Annotated in this window: 11 protein-coding genes, 16 tRNA genes and 3 rRNA genes; 27 read left to right on the plus strand and 3 right to left on the minus strand. The window is 49.8% G+C overall.

The window, feature by feature from the left end; all coding sequences use genetic code 11:
• Positions 1-58: 58 nt before the first annotated feature.
• Positions 59-3,088, minus strand: a complete 3,030-nt coding sequence (locus ABGV42_RS31680; protein WP_431523711.1) for a DEAD/DEAH box helicase — start codon at positions 3,086-3,088, stop codon at positions 59-61.
• Positions 3,085-4,848, minus strand: a complete 1,764-nt coding sequence (locus ABGV42_RS31685) for an SWIM zinc finger family protein (RefSeq protein WP_347385213.1) — start codon at positions 4,846-4,848, stop codon at positions 3,085-3,087. The genes ABGV42_RS31680 and ABGV42_RS31685 overlap by 4 nt, the downstream gene beginning before the upstream one ends.
• 277 nt (positions 4,849-5,125) lie before the next feature.
• Between ABGV42_RS31685 and ABGV42_RS31690 the strand changes: the two genes are divergently transcribed.
• Complete coding sequence (locus tag ABGV42_RS31690; protein WP_347385214.1) at positions 5,126-5,944, plus strand: endonuclease/exonuclease/phosphatase family protein; 819 nt, start codon at positions 5,126-5,128, stop codon at positions 5,942-5,944.
• Positions 5,945-6,095: 151 nt separating this feature from the next.
• On the opposite strand, the gene ABGV42_RS31695 is transcribed toward ABGV42_RS31690, so the two are convergent.
• A complete protein-coding gene (locus ABGV42_RS31695; RefSeq protein WP_347385215.1) occupies positions 6,096-6,923 on the minus strand; it encodes a methyl-accepting chemotaxis protein in 828 nt (275 codons plus the stop codon).
• Positions 6,924-7,383: 460 nt separating this feature from the next.
• On the opposite strand from ABGV42_RS31695, the gene ABGV42_RS31700 reads away from it, so the two are divergent.
• The 26 genes from ABGV42_RS31700 (at position 7,384) to ABGV42_RS31825 (ending at position 24,672) form a co-directional block, all read left to right on the plus strand.
• Positions 7,384-9,729, plus strand: coding sequence for a glycoside hydrolase family 88/105 protein (locus ABGV42_RS31700; RefSeq protein WP_347385216.1), 2,346 nt, complete (start codon positions 7,384-7,386; stop codon positions 9,727-9,729).
• A gap of 201 nt (positions 9,730-9,930) precedes the next feature.
• Positions 9,931-11,268 carry an ABC transporter substrate-binding protein gene (locus tag ABGV42_RS31705; RefSeq protein ID WP_347385217.1) on the plus strand — a complete coding sequence of 446 codons (1,338 nt, stop codon included), beginning with the start codon at positions 9,931-9,933 and terminating at the stop codon, positions 11,266-11,268.
• A gap of 47 nt (positions 11,269-11,315) precedes the next feature.
• A complete protein-coding gene (locus tag ABGV42_RS31710) occupies positions 11,316-12,266 on the plus strand; it encodes a carbohydrate ABC transporter permease (protein WP_347385218.1) in 951 nt (316 codons plus the stop codon).
• Positions 12,263-13,111, plus strand: coding sequence for a carbohydrate ABC transporter permease (locus ABGV42_RS31715; protein ID WP_347385219.1), 849 nt, complete (start codon positions 12,263-12,265; stop codon positions 13,109-13,111). The genes ABGV42_RS31710 and ABGV42_RS31715 overlap by 4 nt, the downstream gene beginning before the upstream one ends.
• A gap of 25 nt (positions 13,112-13,136) precedes the next feature.
• A complete protein-coding gene (locus tag ABGV42_RS31720) occupies positions 13,137-14,999 on the plus strand; it encodes a cache domain-containing sensor histidine kinase (RefSeq protein WP_347385220.1) in 1,863 nt (620 codons plus the stop codon).
• A gap of 17 nt (positions 15,000-15,016) precedes the next feature.
• On the plus strand, positions 15,017-16,621 hold the full coding sequence (locus tag ABGV42_RS31725; protein WP_347385221.1) for a response regulator: 1,605 nt from the start codon (positions 15,017-15,019) through the stop codon (positions 16,619-16,621).
• A gap of 64 nt (positions 16,622-16,685) precedes the next feature.
• Complete coding sequence (locus ABGV42_RS31730; RefSeq protein ID WP_347385222.1) at positions 16,686-17,234, plus strand: GNAT family N-acetyltransferase; 549 nt, start codon at positions 16,686-16,688, stop codon at positions 17,232-17,234.
• Between the two features lie 684 nt (positions 17,235-17,918).
• Positions 17,919-19,470, plus strand: a 16S ribosomal RNA gene (locus ABGV42_RS31735).
• A gap of 360 nt (positions 19,471-19,830) precedes the next feature.
• A 23S ribosomal RNA gene (locus ABGV42_RS31740) occupies positions 19,831-22,756 on the plus strand.
• Positions 22,757-22,839: 83 nt separating this feature from the next.
• Positions 22,840-22,956, plus strand: a 5S ribosomal RNA gene (gene rrf, locus ABGV42_RS31745).
• Together the 16S, 23S and 5S rRNA genes with 16 tRNA genes alongside form the textbook arrangement of a ribosomal RNA operon.
• Positions 22,957-22,995: 39 nt before the next feature.
• Positions 22,996-23,072 (plus strand) — tRNA-Ile (locus ABGV42_RS31750).
• A gap of 95 nt (positions 23,073-23,167) precedes the next feature.
• Positions 23,168-23,243, plus strand: a tRNA-Ala gene (locus ABGV42_RS31755).
• 1 nt (position 23,244) lies between these two features.
• Positions 23,245-23,320: transfer RNA gene (locus ABGV42_RS31760), tRNA-Asn, on the plus strand.
• 4 nt (positions 23,321-23,324) lie between these two features.
• A tRNA-Glu gene (locus tag ABGV42_RS31765) sits at positions 23,325-23,396 on the plus strand.
• A gap of 126 nt (positions 23,397-23,522) precedes the next feature.
• A tRNA-Val gene (locus ABGV42_RS31770) sits at positions 23,523-23,598 on the plus strand.
• A gap of 5 nt (positions 23,599-23,603) precedes the next feature.
• Positions 23,604-23,679: transfer RNA gene (locus tag ABGV42_RS31775), tRNA-Thr, on the plus strand.
• Between the two features lie 9 nt (positions 23,680-23,688).
• Positions 23,689-23,766: transfer RNA gene (locus tag ABGV42_RS31780), tRNA-Asp, on the plus strand.
• Between the two features lie 133 nt (positions 23,767-23,899).
• Positions 23,900-23,972, plus strand: a tRNA-Phe gene (locus ABGV42_RS31785).
• Positions 23,973-23,984: 12 nt separating this feature from the next.
• Positions 23,985-24,070 (plus strand) — tRNA-Tyr (locus ABGV42_RS31790).
• A 10-nt stretch (positions 24,071-24,080) separates the two neighbouring features.
• Positions 24,081-24,153: transfer RNA gene (locus ABGV42_RS31795), tRNA-Lys, on the plus strand.
• A gap of 11 nt (positions 24,154-24,164) precedes the next feature.
• A tRNA-Leu gene (locus tag ABGV42_RS31800) sits at positions 24,165-24,245 on the plus strand.
• A 10-nt stretch (positions 24,246-24,255) separates the two neighbouring features.
• Positions 24,256-24,330 (plus strand) — tRNA-Gly (locus ABGV42_RS31805).
• Positions 24,331-24,336: 6 nt separating this feature from the next.
• A tRNA-Arg gene (locus ABGV42_RS31810) sits at positions 24,337-24,413 on the plus strand.
• Positions 24,414-24,428: 15 nt separating this feature from the next.
• Positions 24,429-24,507, plus strand: a tRNA-Leu gene (locus tag ABGV42_RS31815).
• Between the two features lie 8 nt (positions 24,508-24,515).
• A tRNA-Pro gene (locus ABGV42_RS31820) sits at positions 24,516-24,589 on the plus strand.
• A gap of 12 nt (positions 24,590-24,601) precedes the next feature.
• A tRNA-Gly gene (locus ABGV42_RS31825) sits at positions 24,602-24,672 on the plus strand.

Raw genomic sequence — 24,672 nt, forward strand, 5'->3', positions numbered from 1 at the left:
CGGTAACTTCGCTTTTTCTGCTTTCTGAGCCATTAGCCTATATAGCAACTTCCGGCACTTAACCAGACCAGTCGCGGCGGCGAGTAAAGAGATCCTTCAGCTCGTCTGTTGACAATTCGGTAATCCAGTTCTCGGAGCTGGTGATGATGTTATCGCTAAGCTGCTGCTTGCTCTCCAACATCTCGTCTATACGCTCTTCCAGCGTGCCGAGGGAAATAAACTTGTGCACCTGGACGTCCTTCGTCTGTCCCATGCGGTAAGCTCGGTCGGTGGCCTGGTTTTCCACGGCAGGGTTCCACCAGCGGTCAAAGTGAAATACATGATTCGCTGCAGTCAAATTTAGCCCCACGCCGCCTGCCTTGATGGACAGGATGAAAACGGACGGCTGCTCATACGCAGGTAATGTACGGGACTGGAACTGCTCGATCATGCGGTCCCGTGCCGTCTTGGATGTACCGCCATGCAGATATAATACAGGCTCCTGCAGTTCCTGCTGGAGAACCTGCTGCAGTATCTGACCCATACCGATGTACTGCGTGAAAATAAGGCAGCGCTCGCCCTCTTCCCGCAGCTCGCGGACAAGCTCCATCAGCCGTTCCAGCTTCGCAGAGCGGCTGATGAGCATCGCCATGTCCTGTGGACTGTACAGGTCATACTCTGCCTTGGAACCATCCGAAGACAGCGTTTCCGGCAAGGCTTCCTTCGTAAGAAGCAGCGGATGGTCACACAGCTGCTTGAGCTGGGTTAACGCGGACAGAATGGCGCCTTTGCGCTTGATGCCTTCCAGCTCTTTCATTTTATCCATCAGCGCCTGCACGGATTGGTCGTATAGGGCACTTTGCTCACCGGTAAGATGAATGTAGGTTTTCATCTCGTTTTTGTCCGGCAGATCGAGCTGGATATTCGGATCCTTTTTCTTGCGACGAAGCATGAATGGTTTAACCAGCTGCTGCAGATCCTGCATGCGCTGCTCATCCTTGTCCTTCTCAATTGCACTGATAAACCGGGTTTGGAAGGCGCGTGCGCTGCCTAGGTATCCCGGGTTGATGAAATCATAGATGGACCATAGTTCAGCCAGCCGGTTTTCAATCGGCGTACCTGTCAATGCGATACGGTGTTTAGCCGGGAAACTGCGTACCGCCATGGACTGCTTGGTTTGCGCATTCTTAATGTTTTGCGCCTCGTCCAGACAGATGGAAGCCCAAGTGTATGACTGTAACATCTCTTGATCCAGGGTTGCGGTAGCATACGACGTAATGATGATATCCACTTGTTCGGTCTGTTCCCTGAATGCTTCTCCGCTAAGCCTGCGTGCACCGTAGTGCAGACTGACGTTAATCGATGGTGCAAAACGGCTGATTTCCTTCTGCCAGTTGCCCAGCACCGAAGTGGGGCAGATGAGAAGGGCGGGAGCATCCCCGGGTAACCGCTGCTGATTTTCCTTGAGATGCAGCAAATACGTAATAAATTGAATGGTCTTTCCAAGACCCATATCATCCGCAAGGCAGGCTCCAAGACCGAATTTGCGCAAGAATCCAAGCCAGGCAAATCCTTCTTTCTGGTAGGAACGAAGCTCTGCATGCAGCCCAGCCGGAACGGGAAGGGAGGGAGCCCCGCCTTGTCCGCCGCCAAGCTGTGCAATGATCCGGTTCAAGTGTTCATTCAGTTCTACCTCCAGCCGAATATTCTCATTAGCATGTGGCTGCTGCTCCTCCTCCTCGGCCTGCTGTCCTTCCTTCCATTTCTGGTTACGATATTCCCGCTGCTCATTTTGCAGCAGATGCAGGTGCAGAATGTCTTGAAACGACAGTCCCTGTTCCCGGTCGACACCGCCCATGGCCCGGCGAATCTGCTCCAGCAGGGCAGGGTCAAGCGGCACCCATTCTCCGCGGAACCGTACCAGCCGCTCGTTGCGGGCAACGAGATCGGCGAATTCCTCTTCACTGAGATCGGAATCTCCAATTGCAATGCGCCAGTCAAAATGAATGATCGAGTCCAGCCCGAAGAAGGACTGTCCACGTTCACTGCCTTCCTCCGGTTTCACCTTGGCACGAAGCTTAGGCTTCTTCTTGCGGGCCGACTCCCACCATCCCGGAAGCAGTACCTGCCAGCCTGATTCCAGCAGTCTGCCGCTGTCGATGGTAAGGAACTGCCATGCTTCCTGATCACTAAGCGGATCACTCAGCACATCCCGGCTTCCGCTGATGGAACGGCTGATTCGCGGCAAATGTGCACGCAGCTGCTCCAGCCACCCAGCAGAACGGTCAAGGATAAATGCTGTCCACACATCTGGCCATTCTCCTTCAAGTCGGCCGCGTGAATCGAGCCGAACCGGAATCAGTGAAGCTGCATCCAGCTTGTCCTGCAAAACGATACGCAGCCGCCATGCGTGCTCATCGTCGTCCGGCTCCAGCAATTGCAGAAGCGGGCGGAAGGGGGCCGCGTCTGATTTCCATCCAATCGAGACAAGCCAGGCCTGGGCATCCATTCCTGCTGTTCTTGGTGGCGTCCCCCCTTGAGGAAACAGTTGAGGGAATTCGCGCCGCAGATCGGTTGCAGCTTCTTCAGAGCTATACCACCGCTGAAATACAGAAGCAGAATAGGCCGCGTTAAGTCCCTCGGCATAGCTCTCGTCTGTTTGATCGATTGCTTTGCTTAGCGCAGCCCGGTCCTGAGGTTTCATGCTATCTGGATCCCAGCTCCATTGCAGCTGACCTGTACGATAGGCAGCGAAGCTGGGGACATATTTTCGGTTCTCAATGGTTGCGGCCAGCGCAGGAGCAAGCCTGATCAGATGAGCTGCCTGCTCGTCCCATTTCCACTCAATGTGCAGCAGCGTATGCATCTCTGCGAAGAAGGGAATGACCTCTTCCGCAGGCAGTACCACCAGATCAATGTCTTCGATCTGTCTCGTCTCCAGCTCGGTCCCGAAGAAGGAGGGAGCATGCCAGGCAAATAGCCGCTGCTTAAGCGACTGCCCCGTTACAAAATGATGAGTATTAAGTGCTCCATAAAATAAGGCATCACCGTATCCGGTCAATGCGACATGTACTTCAATCGTTTCGGTATAGGGATGTATAAGGCTCATGAGATCAACTTACCTTTCCGAAGTTCTTCCTGCAGTGCACGCAGTCTGCTATTCCGTACAGCCAGTGCGGTAATGAAATCTTCCCAGCGATCCTCTTGCTTCAGTTTTTTGTAGATTTTGGACAGTCGCTTCAGCAGCTTGACTGCTGCCTTGTAGCCGTCCCTGTTTTTGTGGCCGATGTACCGTTCCACTGCCTGATGGTAGAACGGGAGCAGGAGCTCCGGTGCCTCTTTTTCAATCGGCTGCAGCACAGCCACGCGAAATTCGAGCGGTTCCGTCTCCGTACTTAACTGAAAATCAATCCAGCGGCGCCACTGTCCGCGACTATGCATGGCTTCTTCGTACGCCGGGCGGGAGTGAGGGAGCATGCTAACCAGGGTATCCCACATGTGACTTTCCGTCTCAGGAAGATGTTTGATCGTCATGTCCCACAGCTGCATATAATCCTGCAAAGGTTCATTCCGGCGATTGGCCAGCAGTGGTCCAAGCTGTGCAAGCCATGCACCGAGCCGCTTCCAATTTGATTCATCCGCGAGCACATGCAGAAAATGCAGCAGATGTTCTGCAGGAATGCCGTACGCCGTACTTCCACTCGTCAAGCGTTGCCAGGCTTGTTCGTCCTGATGCAAGTGGAAGTGTATCCAGCTTTGCGCGAGCACCAGGGGCAAGGGTGATGATTTTCCAAGCTTACCAGGCTGGATGCTGCCTGTCAGATTGGCAACGCTTAGCACGCTACCTCCGCTATGGCCTGGTGTATTATCTGCACTTTCTTTCAACTGATCTTCGATTTCCTGTAAAATGTTCAACTCCGATAAGAGCAATTGCTCATTCTGTAAGTGAGGGACAATCCAGTTCAGCCAAACCTGCCGATAGATCGGCGTGAACAGCATCAGTGTGGATGTCTCGGATGTCATTTGTGTACGGAGATACGTTATGGTTTCGTCCACCCGCTTCCACAGTTGCTTAAGCTTATTGTCCGGCAGATCAGCGAATTGAAGCGGATGGCTAAGTACCTGATCCATGCCTTTCTGAAGTGCATCTACAGCAAGCTGAGCAGGGTAACTTAAATAAATTGGTGTATGGCTGGTTGAATGACGGGAAGGGATGCAGTATCGCATAAGGTACAGATGTACATGGAATTCAAATAACTGATCCATCCCGGCAGACAATTTAGGCTTAATGGCATACAGTTCATCGGCTGCTTCCTGTACGTATGCCGTACTTGGCGTGCCTGTGCCCAATCTGACCAGGCATTTCTCGAACAGTTCATACCACTCTGTAATTTCCAGGCCTGCAAGCTCTAATGCCCGTTCCCTGATCTGACTGTACTGAAAATGAGGGATATCCGTATCCTGTTCTGAAACAGCACTCGAGCGAAATGAAGACATGGAAGCCACAGGCTTCACTGCCTGTTTCAAGGCTGTGCTTGAATGGGCATTTACAATAGCGTGCACCGACCGTTCCAGCAACTCAGCATAACTCATCATAACGGCAACGATATGTTTACAATGGGAACCCACCGGGCAGGTACAGTAGCTGGTGGGCAGAGACTGGACGCTTAAGGTGACGTTATACTCTTCAGAGCCCTGCACGTCTGCTGTGATTCCGTGATGTTCCGTAAAGGTTAATGATCCAACGCGTTTCTGTTTATAATATTGGAATCCGCGCATAATCGTCAGGTTATTAAAGTGCTCGGCAACCTCTCGAATCAATTGCTGCCACTGTGCATCATCCAGATTCATGTCAATCGGTATGTTCATCATTCCATCTCCTGGGCAATCATAGGTTTAACGATCCATACGCCTCAACGTATGGTGTGGATTTTCTGTATCCATCATATCAGTTATGGGTGTCCACGTGCATGGATTGAGAGAACTTATAATAGACTTTTTGATCATTATAAATGGAAACAGCAGGGGTGGATTTACCCACTGCATGCGTTATTGCTCCATATTGTGTATGCTTAGCGTATGTATTCCTTTCAGGAACGATACAGGCCTTAAGGTGGTCAATTTTATTCAACAGGAGAGAGCATATATGAAAATACTTACGTTAAATACACACGCCTGGGCGGAAGAAGACCAGTTGAACAAGATCAGTCAGCTGGCAGATTTTATTAATACACATCAGTTTGATGTGATCTCCATGCAGGAGGTCAATCAATCCATACAAGAGTCGGCATTGTCTGCAGAACACTTGAAGCATTTTATCTCAACCGATCCTGATGCCGTGATCAAAAAAGACAACTACGCCCACGTCTTGCTGACGCAACTTACCGATACCTATTACTGGACATGGGTGCCGACCCATATCGGGTTCAGCAAATACGATGAGGGTCTGGCGATCCTGAGCCGTACGCCGATTACAGCGTCTTTTGAAGAATACGTTTCCCACATGCGCGATTATAGCAACTACCGCACACGCAAAATCGTGGGTGTACAGACGGCCGTTGAAGGGGAAGCAACCTGGTTTGTGAACGGACATTATAACTGGTGGGATGATGAACAGGAACCGTTCAAGGGACAATGGGAATTAACGGAGAGCAAGCTTGCTCCATATTTGGATCAGCCGCTGTTTATCATGGGAGATTTTAATAATGTTGCGGAAGTGCGCGGGGAAGGCTACGATCACATCGTCAGCCAAGGTTGGAATGACCTCTATACCACTGCCGAACAAAAAGATGATGGAGCAACGGTAGTCAAAGCTATTGCCGGATGGGCTGACAACAAACGCGATCTGCGTATTGATTATATTTTCTCCAAACATCCTGTGCAGGCGAAGTCTTCTACTGTTGTGCTTAACGGCAAGAATGGCCCGGTTGTATCTGACCACTACGGAGTGGCTGTAGAAATTTAGCGTGCCATTTTTAGTGGTTTACAGAGCAAAAATGAAAAGCCTCCGCTGGCTTCCAGTCACAAGGAAGTATAGTCGGGGGCTTCTTTCATTAAAGGTATATGTACATAAAATTACGTTTTGTCTATTTGTCCGTTCTATTATCTTGCTATGACTACTCCAGGGCCAGCATCTCGGTTACAAATTTTTTCAAATTCGCACTGGTTTCGCTGAGCTGTTCAATACTCTGCATAAACTCGCTGACCAACTGCGCCTGATCCACAGTTGCTGTTGTAATTTGACCAATTTCCAGCTCCATATGCTTCATCGAGTTCTGAACGCTGCCTAGTGAAGTTTCGATATCTGCGGCTGCCTGTTTGGTATGATCCGATAGTTTGCGAACTTCACTGGCAACGACACCGAACCCGCTTCCCAGATCACCCACGCGAGCGGCTTCAATCATGGCGTTCAGGCCAAGCAGATTGGTTTGTTCGGAGACTTCGCGAATCACATTGGTTACCTTGGTCACACTGACTGAATTCTCTGCGGCTTGTTTGGAGTTACGCAAAATCTCTTCCGAGGTGGCGGATAGTTCCTCTGAATGGGCTGCAATCTGCTGAATGCCACCAAGCAGGGCGTTAATGGTCGCTTCATTTTCGCTGATGAGTTTCTCAAGAGTGATATGGTTATCCAGCGCGTAGTTTACACCCAATATGCCAACAACCTTGTCGTTCTCTTTGATTGGAATAAGAATCGCGTCAAAAGGTCTGCCTTGCAAATCACCTGGCATTCTTGCCACGGTACGGGAATCCCGGTTCGTGAGCATTTTGAAGTCCTTATAGTCTTCGTGCAGCTCGTCTCCTACTTTGACACCAATCTCCAGCCCATTGGCTTCGGCAAAATATAACACTTTCTCATGATCATTAATGGATATGGAAACATCGTCACGAAACATCTGTCTTACAAAAGGCATAGCATTTACCAAAGATTCAAGAATACTCAAGGCTCATCTTTCCTTTCCAATACAAAAAGTGGAATTTCCATTCTAATACCTTTATCGGCAGGCGATTCCCATTTTTAAACCGATCCTCTGATTTTGTCGATGCCACATCAATATATGAGGAAGTAGGGGAACAATCTGCTACCTTTTAATGTAAAGAATGTACCTGATTTATTTAGAAGGAACTAGACAGCTTTCTGTATTCTCAATAAAGAAAAGGATCTGTTTTTTTTTGTTGAAAGCGCAATCAAATTTCTGTAGCCACTAACCCTTCTGTCAGGTATACTGGGGTTATTATTCGACTCCTTCGAGACAGGGCCTCAATTCATCAAGCTTGTGATCCATTTGCTGTGAAACAAGGGATTTTCTCACGTAGGTTAAGCGCTATACTTAATTTGTTTATTTGGACAATCGCTTTCGAGAAGAGTGTGTCAATTCCAGCTGGAGAGGACTGTGGCAATCCATGACAACGTATTTTGATGAACCGCAGAGTATGTATTACCGTTTTGGAGAGGATCAGGATCAGGCATTGAAGGTGCTGGCTGAGAGATATATCGGCGCCAATGCGCAAGCTGACTTTGTATATCGTGTGTTCCAGAAGTCGGGTATCCTGCAGAATGAGAAGGGTTTGTACGATTTCAACCTGGGCGAGCGGTTCACGGATACTCAGAAAGGACAAGTCGCTTATGCGGCAGCCTTGGTATGGGGAGATGAGGACCGAAACCTGGATGTGCTTGTTCGCTGCTATGGGCCTGTTCGTTTCTATTTTAATGATCAGCTGGTGTATCGCTCAACAGTAATGGACGAGATTAATCCGGATGCCACGGTAAAGTTGGGAATCGACATCAAGCCCGGCTGGAACACGTTAGTGCTTGAAATGAGATATACACCTGCCGGTTTTGGATGCCAGTTTGGTTCGGATGAAGGGAAAGTGCGCATTTTGAATGTGCTTGCGCCTTTTCGAGAGCGTCAGGGACAAGCTGGATGGATTTACACGAAGCCTATGAACCAGGAAGAAGTGATCCGTGCATTTGGCATTCCGGCCACACCCGGAAACATTCATCCGAATTGGAACCTGCTTGGCCAGGAGCAGGACAATACATTGGAGTGGCTTCCGAATAGGGAGTGGTCCATTGAACAGCAGGCCAGACCGACATTGGAGCGATTATATGGGCATGTTCCCGGACAGCGAGCTTATGCTTGGACACGAATAAACAATAGGGACTCTACGGGAAGCCCCATCTGCTTATCCGGTCATTCTTCCGGACCGCTAACGATATGGGTAAATGGCAAGCCAGCTGTACAATTACATGAAGCAGGATCATTCGAGTCTGAAGTCCAAGCGTCCTACGGCCGGAACGATCTGTTAGTATGCAGCGAATGCAGCAGCGTGAGCACTGCGCCATGGAGTTTCACCCTAAACGCAGCCGTGAATGGGAAGCAGCTTGAATTGGAGCTACCTTTGCATGTGCATGGAGCTTCAGGGGATAAGTGGATGTATGTAGGTCCTTTCCAAGCTGGGATGGAGCCTGAAGTGCAAGATTTAATGCGGACAGACCGTGTATACAGGATAAATGAGGCGCAAGGTGGGGCTGGAGAAGATAAACCGTACAAGCATGCAGGACACCATACGTATTGGCAGCTGGATCGACCGAATGCATGGATTCGTCCGTATTATGAAAATGCAATGCTTAGCAATAAGTGGACGGTTGGTAGTGTAACCAACTACGGCCGTTGGGATTATCCATTGGGTGTAACGATATACGGACTGCTGCAAACGGGACGTTATCTGGATAGATCCGATATCATTCGTTATGCAACAGAACATGTGCAGTCATGCACTCAAATGTATGATTACTCGCTGTGGGATCGGGAACAGTACGGATTCCCGGCGGTTAACCAGCAGCTAGTCATGTTGAGAATGCTGGATAACTGTGGTTCTTTTGGTTCAGCCATGCTTGAGGCATACTTGGAATGCCATGAACCGACGTTTTTGCCGATTGCCGAGCGTATTGCCGATTTTATGCTCTCCCGGTTGGAGCGGCAGGAAGACGGTGCGTTTTATCGCGAGTGCATTGGGGAGTTTGCCGAGAATACCATGTGGGCCGATGATCTCTATATGAGTACCCCGTTTTTAGTTCGGTATGCTCGCCTGACGGGGGAGAAGTCAGCTTTGGACGAGGCAGCCAGACAATTTTTGCTATACCGCAAATATCTGTTTATGCCTGAGTTCAACATTATGTCTCACGTATACGATTTTAAATATAAACAAGCGACTCACATTCCGTGGGGACGCGGGAACGGATGGGTACTGTTTTCCCTAACTGAAGTATTGGAGGCTTTGCCTGAAGAGCACTCTGACCGCCCGGCATTGATCCATTTCTTTAATGAATTGTGTGATGGGTATGCAGCTCTGCAGGGAGAAGGCGGATTATGGCATCAGGTGCTGAATGATTCAAACACATACCAGGAAGCTTCCTGTACGGCCATGTTCGCTTATGGGTTTGCGCGGGGAGTTCGATTCGGGTGGTTGGAACAGCCAGAGCGTTATATTGAAGCTTCGGAGCGGGCCTGGATCGGATTGACCCGGACAGCAATCGACCGCCAAGGCAATGTACATGGAGTATGCAGTGGGTCCAGGTATGCTTTCACGGCGGAATATTATGATAAGGATCTGCTGACTGTAACGAATGACAATCATGGTATTGGCATCATGATGCTGGCGGGTACCGAAGTTGCGAAAATGAAAAAACAATTGGCCAGACAGACAACAACCACATCGGCTCCCATGACACAATCCTCAACATGACAAAAGATTAAATGTTCCATGGAGATGATGATGAATCCTTGACATGACAAACCGCCGGAGAATGTATTCCGGTGGTTTTTACTCCCTAACCCCTTACTTTTTTGACAGGAAAGCTTACTTTTGTTTATGTCATGAGCGGCATAACGCCGTTACAATAGTTTTTGTAAGCGATTCCATAATAAAAGGGGAGAAAATTCATTCATGTTGATCACTAAAAAGTGGGTAACCCTGTTCTGCATGTCCCTGTTGTTGTTGTTGGCTACAGCCTGTTCTGGAGGATCTTCCGGATCTACTGGTTCATCTGGTGAGGGAAGTGAGGAAGGTGCCTCGGGTAACATCCAACTGCGCATGACCTGGTGGGGATCACAGACTCGCCACGATCTGACGACCAAAGTGATCAAACTCTTTGAAGAGAAACACCCCGGCATTACGATCAAACCGGAATACTCCGGCTGGGACGGATACTTCGACAAGCTGACTACACAGGTAGCTGGTTCGAATGCCCCGGATATTGTACAAATGGATTACGCTTTTCTTACCGATTTTGCCCGGCGTGGTGCACTTCTTGACCTGACCCCATACAGCGAGAGTAAAGAGCTGCGTACGGATGATCATGACGCGAGCATGCTCAAAGCCGGATCAATTGATGATAAATTATATGCGATTACATTAGGAGTTAATGCACCAGGTGTAATCTATGACGCCACCGTATTTAAGGAACTCGGGATCGAAGAACCTCAGGAAAGCTGGACGTGGCAGGACTTTAGTGACATCGCCGCCAAGATTGCGGCAGCAAAGGGCGAAGGTTTCTACGGTTCGGCGGATGTTTCGGGAACGACAAATATGTTTGAGGTGTTTATCCGTCAAACAGGCAAGGGACTATTTGAAGGCGGGACGATGACAGCAACCAGTGAGGACCTTCAGCAGTGGTTTGACATGTGGGGTGCGCTTCGTGAGAACGGGGGTGCTACGCCTGCTGAAGTGACGGCATCCACAACCAATGCATTGGAAACACGTCCGATCTCACTTGGTACGGCAGCCATGGATTTTGCGTGGTCCAACCAATTATTAACGTTCCAGCAGGTGAACAAAAACCAGGATCATAAACTCGGGATACAAGTGCTTCCGCACGGTGTGAATGAAAAACAAATCGGTGAATACCTGAAAGCAGGTCAGTTCCTGTCCGGTTACGCCAAAACCAAACATCCGAAGGAAGTGGCTATGTTTATTGACTTCATGGTTAACGATCCGGAAGCTACGGCCATTCTCGGTTCCGAGCGCGGAGTACCCGTCAATTCCAGCATCCGTGAGAAAATGCAACCCACGCTGCCTGAAGCGGAACAAGCCATCTTTCAATTTATCGACGTTGTATCGAAAAACTCCAGTGAAATTGATCCGCCTTACCCGCAGGGATTTTCCGAAGTGGATACCAGCTTCAAGAGCGCAAGTGAGCAGATCGCCTTTGGTCAAGGCAGCACATCAGATGTGATTGCCCAGTTCATTGAAGGCGCCAAGGCGACACTTGCATCGAGTCAATAAAGCCTTGAACGGATCCAGACTTCAAATTCCGCGGGGAGGTTGCGAAGATGAGTACAACACAGGTCAGTCAAGCCAGAACCGAGCGTGTGACAGCCCGGCGGGTGAAACGGAGATATGCCCATAGTGGAGCAGCACTTCTGTTTCTTGCCCCATGGCTAATTGGTTTATTGTTTCTGACCCTAGGCCCAATGCTAGTTTCATTATATATTTCGTTTACGGACTACAGTATCCTGGCCGCCCCTTCTTGGGTTGGTCTGGGTAACTACACAACCATGTTTACATCGGATAAGCTGTTTATCCAATCGCTGAAGGTTACCTTTACGTATGTTGCTGTGTCTGTTCCGATTAAGTTGATCTTTGCTCTGCTTGTCGCGATGCTGCTCAACAAGGGGATTCGCGGACTGGGCCTTTACCGGACTGTATACTACATTCCAACCTTGCTTGGAGGCAGTGTGGCCATTGCCATGTTGTGGCGCAAAATGCTGGGTGGTGACGGCCTGCTCAACGGCGTGCTTGCCATGGTGGGCATCAAGGCACCGGATTGGGTTGCTAATCCGAAATATGCGCTGTACTCCATCGTGCTGTTATCCGTATGGCAGTTCGGATCGTCCATGATTATTTTCCTGGCAGGGCTGAAGCAGATTCCACCGGAATATGATGAAGCTTCTGCGGTAGATGGTGCAGGTCCGTTCCGGCGTTTCTTCAATATAACGCTGCCGATTCTGTCGCCGGTTATCTTTTTCAATCTGGTGATGCAATTAATTACGTCCTTTCAATCGTTTACACAAGCCTTCGTCATCAGTAATGGCAGCGGCGGTCCTGTAAATTCAACATTGATGTATTCCCTGTATCTATATAAGAAAGGATTCTCTTTCTTTCAGATGGGTTATGCTTCCGCGATGGCCTGGGTGCTGGTGATCCTGATCGGAGTGTTTACATTGCTGGTATTCCGCAGCAGCAAGCTGTGGGTCCATTATGAGGACGGTGGAAAATCATGATTGGACAACGGAATTCTGCTGCCTGGGTCGTGGCGAAACATGTTTTGATTTCCGGCATTGCCTTCGTCATGCTGTATCCGGTGCTCTGGATGCTGGGTAGTTCGTTCAAGCCGGGACATATGATCTTCACGGAAACGTGGTTTTGGCCGCAGGAATGGAACTTTCAAAATTACATGAACGGCTGGACGGGAATCCAGGGTAACCCGTTCTCCCGTTTCCTGACCAACTCCATTGTCCTGTCACTGGGTGCGGTGCTCGGTAATGTGGTCTCTTGTTCGATGGCGGCGTATGCCTTTGCCAGACTGGATTTTCGTTTCAAGGCCACCTGCTTCGGCCTGATGTTAATGACAATCATGCTGCCACATCATGTGACGCTGATTCCGCAATACATCCTGTTCAACCATTTGGAATGGGTGAATACGTACTTGCCTCTGGTGGTGCCCAAGTGGCTCGCCACGGATGCCTTCTTTATTTTCCTGATGGTTCAGTTCTTCCGTGGTTTGCCCAAAGAGCTGGATGAGGCGGCAACCATCGATGGCTGTGGACCTGTACGCATCTACACCAAGGTCATTATCCCGCTGGCCTTTCCGGCGCTGGTGACCACGATGATCTTTACCTTCTTGTGGACATGGGATGATTTCTTCAGTCAACTGATCTATCTGAGTGATGTCAGCAAGTACACGGTGCCGCTGGGGCTGCGCTTGTTCCTTGATTCCAGTTCCCAATCGGATTGGGGTCCGATGTTTGCCATGTCGGTATTGTCGCTCGTGCCTTGTTTCATCGTATTTATGGTGTGTCAAAAGTACTTCGTGGAAGGAATTGCAACCTCCGGGCTCAAAGGGTAATTTCAAAACGAAACGAGTTGATTTCATGGGGAAACGAAGATTATCCCTGTTTATCAATCACAAACTGCAGCAAAGCAAGCTCACCACGTTGATGGTGACTTGCTTTATTGCGTTTAACCTGCTGCTCGTATCCGGCATCGTCTGGCTGGCCTATCAGTCCTTCTCTACCGTAACATTTACCGAGATCAGCAAAGCACGCCTGGCACTCCTTAACGAGAGCACCCGGCGCGGTTTTGATTTTATTACTGGAGTGACGGGAACTGCCTACTCGCTCGCGAGCAACAGGGAGCTCTCAAGTTTGCTGGAAACAGCAGGAACAGGGAGACTTACACAGATTCATCAGCGGCGGGAGTTAGCCAAAATACTGGACCATACGCTTGTTGTTAGTGAAGGCATCACCTCAGTGGAATTGTATACGGATGCGTTCAATGGTGTGACCGTCACGATGGCTGATCGGATTTTTCCGGTGGATACGATTGCAGGGGATTCATGGTTTACAGCTCTGGAACATGCAGATGCAGCTTGGGTACCTTTGCGGGAAAATGAATCAGGACATTCCCTGGTTGGCTATGCCCAGCGGATCTTCGACAGTCGTGGCAATACGGCGGCCTATGTCCTGATCCGTTTGAGTCGCGCCGATATCGTCCGTCGATTTGCGGACATGCCAATGGTATTGGATGGACAGGTGCTGCTGGTCGATACTGCAGGGAATATCATTATGCGGATGGATGATACGGATCCAGTAATGGCCTCTGAACCAAGTCCCAATGGTAATGAACATGAACCTGTAACCGACTCACTCCTGACTGTGGACACGGCTGCTCGGGGAACTTTACCGGTCGTGGACAGTGAATGGATTCAAGAGCATGCCCAGCAGAATGAAGATGGATTCGAGGTGGTATCTGGCGATGCCGGTGGTGCACAGCTCGTGCTGTATTCCAAGCCCGCCACACTTCAGTGGCGTCTGGTGCAGACGATTCCGGTACATACGCTGCTATCTCCTGTCAGGTACGCCGGATGGCAGGTGCTCGGTATTGCGGTGGTCGGATTGTTATGTTCAGCCGTATTCGCGTATTTGTTTGTCCGGCGAATTATCCGGCCCCTTCGTCAGCTGATTAAGCGAATGAGACAGCTTGAGAAGGGGGATTTTGACACCCGTGTACATCTCTCGTTTACCCAGGAGTATGCTCATCTGGCTTATGGCTTCAATCATATGGCTTCAAAACTGACGGAATTGATGGATCAGGTGAAAGAGGAGAGCCGTGCCAAGCGGGAGGCACAGACAAGTCTGCTGGAGGCACAGATCAAACCCCATTTTCTCTACAATACTCTGGATATGATCCACTGGCGTGCGCTTGATTATGAAGCCAAAGACATTAGCCGCATGATTGTTCAGCTCAGCAAACTTTTACGCATTGGACTTAGTGGAGGCAAAATGTTCATTAAAATTCGTGATGAATTGGAGCATGCCCGCTGTTATGTCAGCATCCAGGCCGAAAGGTTGCCCTTCTCCATTGATTATGAAGAACAGATAGATCCGCGTGTCCGTAGCTGTTACATCCCCAAAATTATTTTGCAGCCCTTTATTGAAAATGCCGTTATACATGCAAACCCAAAAGATGAGACACTTCGAATTCGTGTGGATATAAGGGAAGAGAATGACGATCCATCCAGAGTCGTTATTCGGATTATGGATAATGGTCAAGGCCTGCCAGCGGAGTGGAGGCTGGAAGATTCACGTGGTATCGGCGTGAAGAATGTACACCAGCGCATTCAGCTATATTGTGGCAGAGGATATGGAGTTCAATTATGTACAGGTAGTTTGGGTGGTGTGGAAGTGACCATCTCACTGCCGCGTATTGAGACGGAAGAGCAGTTAAATCTCTAGCTGGACGGTGAAAACAGTTGAAAACCATCATGCTTGTAGATGACGATCCACATATGATTAAGGCTTTAACCGAACATATTGAGTGGCCTTCCCTTGGTCTGAGAATTGCAGGCACAGCTTCCAACGGCGTCGATGCACTTGAACAATTCGAACGGCTGCGTCCGGATCTGGTCATGACCGATGTTTATATGCCAGGTATGACAGGGTTGGAGGTAACGCAGGCACTTCGCCGCAATTATCCTCATCTGCCGATTATTATTTTAAGTGGATACGACGAATTCGAGAATGCTCGGGCCGCCATGCGATGGGGAGTGAATCATTTTCTGCTGAAACCGGCGGAGGTGGAAGAGATTGAGTCCGTGCTGCGTGAAGTTCTGTTGGAACAGGAGGTTCGAGAGCGGCGTGAGCGGCTAGAGCAGACATACAAGCAAGAGATTGGGAAGGTAGTCCCCTACTTGCGCAAACAGTTACTGCACGAGCTCCTGACCACACGCTATCAGGCCAGTGAGTTACCGAGTGAACGTATGGATTACCTGGGCATCCCCTTGTCTGCGCAGGTAAGCGCCATTAGTCTGCAGCTGAATCGCCCCGAATTTCTGACAAGGATGAAAGAGCGTGACTGGCAGCTGCTCCGCTACGGGGCGGCGGATATTATTCAGGAAACGATCAAGGAACAAACGGGGCGTATACCTAACAGTCAGGTTGAGGTTCTGGATTATTCGGATCAGGTTTTTGTGCTGCTTCTTTTTGGCGGGGGAGAACTGCTTGAACAAATGTACTTCCTCGTGGAAAGGATGATTGAGCAGGTATTTACGTATCTCAAAATGGAGATGAGCGCTGGGATCGGAACGCCCAAGGACCATCTGTGCGAGGTAATGGATTCCTATCTGGAGAGCAGAGAAGCGCTTGAGATGGCAGAATTTCAGGGGGGTAGCCGTGTCTATTCCTATAATTCGGTTGATCAAGTGAAAACGAATGCACATGATTATTCCTTGCTTCTACGGCAATGGAACGAGTCATGGGCGGATATGCGGATCGATTTGGCCGAAGAGGTATGGCTTCTAATCCACCAGATGTTTAAGGTAGGCAAATGTACTGGCCTTCAGGATGTACAGGTTGTGGCCGTAAGTCTTTTCAATACCTTAATTCATAGTTGGAATAAACAATATCCTATGTTGCGCCCGCCACTGGCTATGAGCGAGTTTCTCAAAGATATTCAATCTAAATATTCACTGCAGGATCTGCTATGCTGGATGGATGCATTTATTGGAGACTGGATCGAGCAGACACGGAAAGAGATGACAGAGAAAAAGAGCAATAAACTGGTGGATCAGGTGAAACAGTATGTGGAGCAGCATTATGCTGACGAAATCAGCTTTGAAGCAATAGCCAAGGGACTTTTTGTACATCCCAAATATCTGAGCCAATTGTTCAAAAGGGTAACCGGAGAAAATTTCGTAAGTTATCTGAATGGATATCGGATCCAAAAGGCGATAGAGCTGCTGCAATCTGGTCACTATATGGTCTACGAGGTTAGTGAGATGACGGGGTTTCGGAACGCGACGTATTTTAGCCAGGTATTCAAAATGCTTACGGGCAAAAGCCCATCCGAATTCGGATAAGGGAATAATAATAGTAAGAGTAATAGGAATGTAGAAACCTAAAGGGGAAAAGAGAGAGGTATATATGAAGATTGAAAAACAGGAGTTTATCATAAAAGGAATGACTTTCTCGATTAGATCCGCAGAAGAAAGGGATGCAGAGTCATTATCTTCACTTCGTGTACAGATCGATGGGGAAACGGAGAACATGGACCGAGAGCGGGGAGAAGCTTATATCGATGCAGCGCGATTCAGGGAGATTATTCTTTCGGATACGGCGAAGGATCGGAACCTGTTTCTCGTTGCTACCGTGCAGGAAGGGATAGTTGGGTACGCAAGATGTGAGGGGTCAGATCTGAAGCGGTTTTCACATAAAGTTGAGTTTGGAGTGTGTGTTGCCCGAGATTACTGGGGTTATGGCATCGGAAATAAGCTGCTGGAGTCGTCACTCCATTGGGCAGATATGAGCGGTGTGGAGAAAGTGACGCTGAATGTGTTAGAAAGAAACGATAAAGCAATAGAGTTATATCATAGAATGGGCTTTGCAATTGAAGGTGTGTTGAAAAAGGACCGCAGACATGCGGACGGGGAGTACTACGACACGATTGTAATGGGGAGATTCAGAGGCGAGTAGGGAAGAAAGCAGTGGGCTATCATAATCTGATGTGAAAGTATCGGCATCTACTATTATAGAAGAGATAGAGTAGTGCATGGTTTGTATATCATATTGTTGTTTAAGAGGATCTCTAGAATGCTTTTAATAGCAACACCAGAAACACCTCCAAGATAGAGACTAAGGAGTCTTGCCTGTACAGACAGCAACGCTATTCGACTTGTCTACCTAGACGGATGGATTGGTGTTGACCTAAGTCGGATCGGTTAGATGAAGTTTGCTCAATGATGATTGCCAGTATAATAGTGAGTATGTATATGTAAATCGTTTATCTTTCCATAGAATTAATTGGGATATTTTACATGTAGTAATTAATATTCCTGCATGATATATTATATCTCCGGCCAAGAAAACACGAGAAACACGGTGCGGTGAGCGAACTGAAAAGCTTCGAAAGAAACTTGAAAAAAGTGCTTGCTAAATTGGTTCGGACATGATAAGATATAAAAGTTGCTGAAGAGAACAACACTCGGATGCAAATGACGTTTGATCTTTGAAAACTGAACAACGAGTGAGTAACGATCTTACTTTGTAAGATCGACGCTGAGGAATCGGTACATGTCATCTGACTGTATGATTTCGAAGCACAAATGAGATTTTTAATCTCGTCAGATTCAAAATGAGCTAATCGCTCTTTTCAATACTTTATTGGAGAGTTTGATCCTGGCTCAGGACGAACGCTGGCGGCATGCCTAATACATGCAAGTCGAGCGGACTTGAAGAGAAGCTTGCTTCTCTGATGGTTAGCGGCGGACGGGTGAGTAACACGTAGGCAACCTGCCCTCAAGCTTGGGACAACTACCGGAAACGGTAGCTAATACCGAATACTTGCTTTCTTCGCCTGAAGGAAGCTGGAAAGACGGAGCAATCTGTCACTTGAGGATGGGCCTGCGGCGCATTAGCTAGTTGGTGAGGTAACGGCTCACCAAGGCGACGATGCGTAGCCGACCTGAGAGGGTGATCGGCCACACTGGGACTGAGACACGGCCCAGACTCCTACGGGAGGCAGCAGTAGGGAATCTTCCGCAATGGGCGAAAGCCTGACGGAGCAATGCCGCGTGAGTGATGAAGGTTTTCGGATCGTAAAGCTCTGTTGCCAGGGAAGAACGTCCTTGAGAGTAACTGCTCAAGGAGTGACGGTACCTGAGAAGAAAGCCCCGGCTAACTACGTGCCAGCAGCCGCGGTAATACGTAGGGGGCAAGCGTTGTCCGGAATTATTGGGCGTAAAGCGCGCGCAGGCGGTCATTTAAGTCTGGTGTTTAATCCCGGGGCTCAACCCCGGATCGCACTGGAAACTGGGTGACTTGAGTGCAGAAGAGGAGAGTGGAATTCCACGTGTAGCGGTGAAATGCGTAGAGATGTGGAGGAACACCAGTGGCGAAGGCGACTCTCTGGGCTGTAACTGACGCTGAGGCGCGAAAGCGTGGGGAGCAAACAGGATTAGATACCCTGGTAGTCCACGCCGTAAACGATGAATGCTAGGTGTTAGGGGTTTCGATACCCTTGGTGCCGAAGTTAACACATTAAGCATTCCGCCTGGGGAGTACGGTCGCAAGACTGAAACTCAAAGGAATTGACGGGGACCCGCACAAGCAGTGGAGTATGTGGTTTAATTCGAAGCAACGCGAAGAACCTTACCAGGTCTTGACATCCCTCTGACCGGTACAGAGATGTACCTTTCCTTCGGGACAGAGGAGACAGGTGGTGCATGGTTGTCGTCAGCTCGTGTCGTGAGATGTTGGGTTAAGTCCCGCAACGAGCGCAACCCTTGATCTTAGTTGCCAGCACTTCGGGTGGGCACTCTAAGGTGACTGCCGGTGACAAACCGGAGGAAGGTGGGGATGACGTCAAATCATCATGCCCCTTATGACCTGGGCTACACACGTACTACAATGGCCGGTACAACGGGCAGTGAAGCCGCGAGGTGGAACGAATCCTAAAAAGCCGGTCTCAGTTCGGATTGCAGGCTGCAACTCGCCTGCATGAAGTCGGAATTGCTAGTAATCGCGGATCAGCATGCCGCGGTGAATACGTTCCCGGGTCTTGTACACACCGCCCGTCACACCACGAGAGTTTATAACACCCGAAGTCGGTGGGGTAACCGCAAGGAGCCAGCCGCCGAAGGTGGGATAGATGATTGGGGTGAAGTCGTAACAAGGTAGCCGTATCGGAAGGTGCGGCTGGATCACCTCCTTTCTATGGAGAATCGTTTCCCGAGTGGAAACATTCAAATCAGCAGGTTCATTGAACCTGTGACAGCGATTCATTTCGGTCCATCACTTGATGTGTGGATGAAATGAAGAGCAAAACGTACTCACTCGTTGCTCAGTTTTGAGAGCTCAAACTCTCAAAACAGCTTGCTTTTGCATGGAGCTTGTTCTTTGAAAACTAGATATCGAAACGAAAAATGCGAATTAGAACATTCCTTTTAGCTGAACTTGTGTTAAACAAGTTTCAAATATTAGTAATAACTGCATGAGCGAGTGATCGAATGGAACGACTTTTGGATTTGCGCAAGCAAACCAAAGGAAGAGACAGCTCGAACACGAGCGAATTGGTTAAGCTACTAAGAGCACACGGAGGATGCCTAGGCGCTAGGAGCCGATGAAGGACGTGGCGAACAACGAAACTGCCTCGGGGAGCTGTAAGCAAGCTTTGATCCGGGGGTGTCCGAATGGGGAAACCCAGCTGGGGTAATATCCAGTTACTCATAACTGAATACATAGGTTATGTAGAGGCATACCAGGGGAACTGAAACATCTAAGTACCTTGAGGAAGAGAAAACAATAGTGATTCCGTCAGTAGCGGCGAGCGAACGCGGAACAGCCCAAACCAGAGAGCTTGCTCTCTGGGGTTGTGGGACGTCTCACATGGAGTTACAAAGGAACCGGTTAAACGAAGAGGTCTGGAAAGGCCCGCCAAAGAAGGTAAAAGCCCTGTAATTAAAAGCCCGTTCCCTCCGAGACGGATCCCGAGTAGTGCGGGGCACGTGAAACCCCGTATGAATCCGGCAGGACCATCTGCCAAGGCTAAATACTTCCTAGCGACCGATAGTGAAGCAGTACCGTGAGGGAAAGGTGAAAAGCACCCCGGAAGGGGAGTGAAATAGAACCTGAAACCGTGTGCTTACAAGAAGTCAGAGCCCGTTTTAGGGGTGATGGCGTGCCTTTTGTAGAATGAACCGGCGAGTTACGTTCCCGTGCAAGGTTAAGGTGAAGAGCCGGAGCCGCAGCGAAAGCGAGTCTGAATAGGGCGAGTTAGTACGTGGACGTAGACCCGAAACCGGGTGATCTACCCCTGTCCAGGGTGAAGGTGCGGTAACACGCACTGGAGGCCCGAACCCACGCACGTTGAAAAGTGCGGGGATGAGGTGGGGGTAGCGGAGAAATTCCAATCGAACTCGGAGATAGCTGGTTCTCCCCGAAATAGCTTTAGGGCTAGCCTCGGAAAACAGAGTCGTGGAGGTAGAGCACTGATTGGGTGCGGGGCCCGCAAGGGTTACCAAGCTCAGTCAAACTCCGAATGCCATAGACTTACTTCCGGGAGTCAGACAGTGAGTGCTAAGATCCATTGTCAAAAGGGAAACAGCCCAGACCATCAGCTAAGGTCCCCAAGTGTGTGTTAAGTGGGAAAGGATGTGGAGTTGCACAGACAACCAGGATGTTGGCTTAGAAGCAGCCACCATTGAAAGAGTGCGTAATAGCTCACTGGTCGAGTGACTCTGCGCCGAAAATGTAACGGGGCTAAACACACCACCGAAGCTATGGCTTGATGCTTTGCATCAGGGGTAGGGGAGCGTTGTATAAGGGTTGAAGGTGTACCGTAAGGAGCGCTGGACATTATACAAGTGAGAATGCCGGTATGAGTAACGAAAAGATCAGTGAGAATCTGATCCGCCGAAAGCCTAAGGGTTCCTGAGGAAGGCTCGTCCGCTCAGGGTAAGTCGGGACCTAAGGCGAGGCCGAAAGGCGTAGTCGAAGGACAACAGGTCGAAATTCCTGTACCACCGTAAATCGTTACGAGCGATGGGGGGACGCAGTAGGGTAGTGACGCAGACTGATGGATGTCTGTCCAAGCAGTGAGGCTGGTTAGTAGGCAAATCCGCTAACCATAAGGCTGAGCTGTGATGGGGAGTGAAAATTACAGTAGCGAAGGTCATGATCTCACACTGCCAAGAAAAGCCTCTAGCCAGATGAAGGTGCCCGTACCGCAAACCGACACAGGTAGGCGAGAAGAGAATTCTAAGGCGCGCGGAAGAACTCTCGTTAAGGAACTCGGCAAAATGACCCCGTAACTTCGGGAGAAGGGGTGCCCCGGTAGTGTGAATAGCACGAGGGGGCCGCAGTGAAAAGGCCCAAGCGACTGTTTAGCAAAAACACAGGTCTGTGCGAAGCCGTAAGGCGAAGTATACGGGCTGACGCCTGCCCGGTGCTGGAAGGTTAAGGGGAGCGGTTAGGAGCAATCCGAAGCTGTGAACCGAAGCCCCAGTAAACGGCGGCCGTAACTATAACGGTCCTAAGGTAGCGAAATTCCTTGTCAGGTAAATTCTGACCCGCACGAATGGCGTAACGACTTGGGCGCTGTCTCAACGAGAGATCCGGTGAAATTTTAATACCTGTGAAGATGCAGGTTACCCGCGACAAGACGGAAAGACCCCATGGAGCTTTACTGCAGCTTGATATTGAATTTGGGTACGATCTGTACAGGATAGGTGGGAGCCTTTGAAGCATGAGCGCCAGCTTGTGTGGAGGCACCGTTGGGATACCACCCTGATCGTATCTAGGTTCTAACCTGGTGCCCTTAGCGGGTACGGGGACAGTGTCAGGTGGGCAGTTTGACTGGGGCGGTCGCCTCCTAAAGAGTAACGGAGGCGCCCAAAGGTTCCCTCAGAATGGTTGGAAATCATTCGAAGAGTGCAAAGGCATAAGGGAGCTTGACTGCGAGACCTACAAGTCGAGCAGGGACGAAAGTCGGGCTTAGTGATCCGGTGGTACCGCATGGAAGGGCCATCGCTCAACGGATAAAAGCTACCCTGGGGATAACAGGCTTATCTCCCCCAAGAGTCCACATCGACGGGGAGGTTTGGCACCTCGATGTCGGCTCATCGCATCCTGGGGCTGAAGTAGGTCCCAAGGGTTGGGCTGTTCGCCCATTAAAGCGGTACGCGAGCTGGGTTCAGAACGTCGTGAGACAGTTCGGTCCCTATCTGTCGTGGGCGTAGGAAATTTGAGAGGAGCTGTCCTTAGTACGAGAGGACCGGGATGGACGTACCGCTGGTGTACCAGTTGTTCCGCCAGGAGCACCGCTGGGTAGCTATGTACGGACGGGATAAGCGCTGAAAGCATCTAAGCGTGAAGCCCCCCTCAAGATGAGATTTCCCAGTATGTAAGACCCCTTGAAGACGACGAGGTAGATAGGCTGGGGGTGGAAGTGCAGTAATGCATGGAGCTGACCAGTACTAATCGGTCGAGGGCTTATCCAAATTGCAGGTTCTAGTCGCATATTTCGTTTCGGATCTAGTTTTCAGAGAATGATCTCTGAACGCATTTGTTCCACAAATGCTCGTTTGGTGGCGATAGCGGAGGGGTTCCACACGTACCCATCCCGAACACGACCGTTAAGCCCTCTAGCGCCGATGGTACTTGGACCGAAGGGTCCTGGGAGAGTAGGACGCTGCCAAGCGAAACCCCACTGGGGTATTTTTTTTCGAGTTTTTGATAAGGGCCCTTAGCTCAGTTGGTTAGAGCGCACCTCTGATAAGGGTGAGGTCGGTGGTTCGAGTCCACCAGGGCCCACCATACAAGTTTTATGAAGTTATGAAGATTACGGGGTCCCCGGAAAGTAATCGGGATTAACCTCGAAGCTAGACTTCACTTTGTGGGGTAAAAAACATGGGGCCATAGCTCAGCTGGGAGAGCGCCTGCCTTGCAAGCAGGAGGTCAGCGGTTCGATCCCGCTTGGCTCCACCATTCCCTGATAGCTCAGTTGGTAGAGCACTCGACTGTTAATCGAGTTGTCACAGGTTCGAGTCCTGTTCGGGGAGCCATTAAGGCCCGTTGGTCAAGGGGTTAAGACACCTCCCTTTCACGGAGGTAACAGGGGTTCGAATCCCCTACGGGTCATAGCTTTATTTCTTAAAGCATCAAGGGGATGAGAATCCCAAAGGTTCGTCGGAGGATAATCATCGTTAGCAACTGCTACGCAGTCTCGAGCGAAGTGAGAGTATCCCCTACGGGTCATATAGATATGGAGGCTTAGCTCAGCTGGGAGAGCATCTGCCTTACAAGCAGAGGGTCGGGGGTTCGAGCCCCTCAGCCTCCACCATATACGCCGGTGTAGCTCAACTGGTAGAGCAACTGACTTGTAATCAGTAGGTTGGGGGTTCAAGTCCTCTCGCCGGCACCATTAATGCCTGGAACCGTGGTGTAGTTGGCCTAACATGCCTGCCTGTCACGCAGGAGATCGCGGGTTCGAATCCCGTCGGTTCCGCCATCTTGTTTATGCTTCAGGGATGAGAATCCGTTTTTGGGTTCGTCGGAGCATACACTTCGAGAGCATCAGCTTCGCAGTCTCGAACGAAGTGAGAGTATCCCGTCGGTTCCGCCATTTATTTAAAATTAAATAAGGCTCGGTAGCTCAGTCGGTAGAGCAGAGGACTGAAAATCCTCGTGTCGGCGGTTCGATTCCGTCCCGAGCCACCTTTTAATCCTGGAGGATTAGCGAAGTGGCCAAACGCATCAGACTGTAAATCTGCTCCCGTACGGGTTCGGTGGTTCGAATCCATCATCCTCCACCATTTTTTCTATGAGTCATTAGCTCAGTTGGTAGAGCACCTGACTTTTAATCAGGGTGTCGAAGGTTCGAGCCCTTCATGACTCACTTTTATACATGCGCGTGTGGCGGAATTGGCAGACGCACTAGACTTAGGATCTAGCGTCTTTGACGTGGGGGTTCAAGTCCCTCCACGCGCATCCCTTATAAGCGGACGTGGCTCAGCGGTAGAGCATCGCCTTGCCAAGGCGAGGGTCGCGGGTTCGATTCCCGTCGTCCGCTCCAATATTTGCGCCCTTAGCTCAGCTGGATAGAGCGTTTGACTACGAATCAAAAGGCCGGGAGTTCGAATCTCTCAGGGCGCGCCATTTATAACTTCATATGCCGGCGTGGCGGAATGGCAGACGCGCTCGACTCAAAATCGAGTGGGAAACCGTGGAGGTTCGAGTCCTCTCGCCGGTATAGTATAACGGGATGTAGCTCAGCTTGGTAGAGCACCTGGTTTGGGACCAGGGGGTCGCATGTTCAAATCGTGTCATCCCGATTTTATTATTTCGCGGGTGTAGTTCAATGGTAGAACTTTAGCCTTCCAAGCTAATAGCGTGGGTTCGATTCCCATCACCCGCT

The organism is Paenibacillus pabuli (genome assembly GCF_039831995.1).
Taxonomy (GTDB): Bacteria; Bacillota; Bacilli; order Paenibacillales; family Paenibacillaceae; genus Paenibacillus; species Paenibacillus pabuli_C.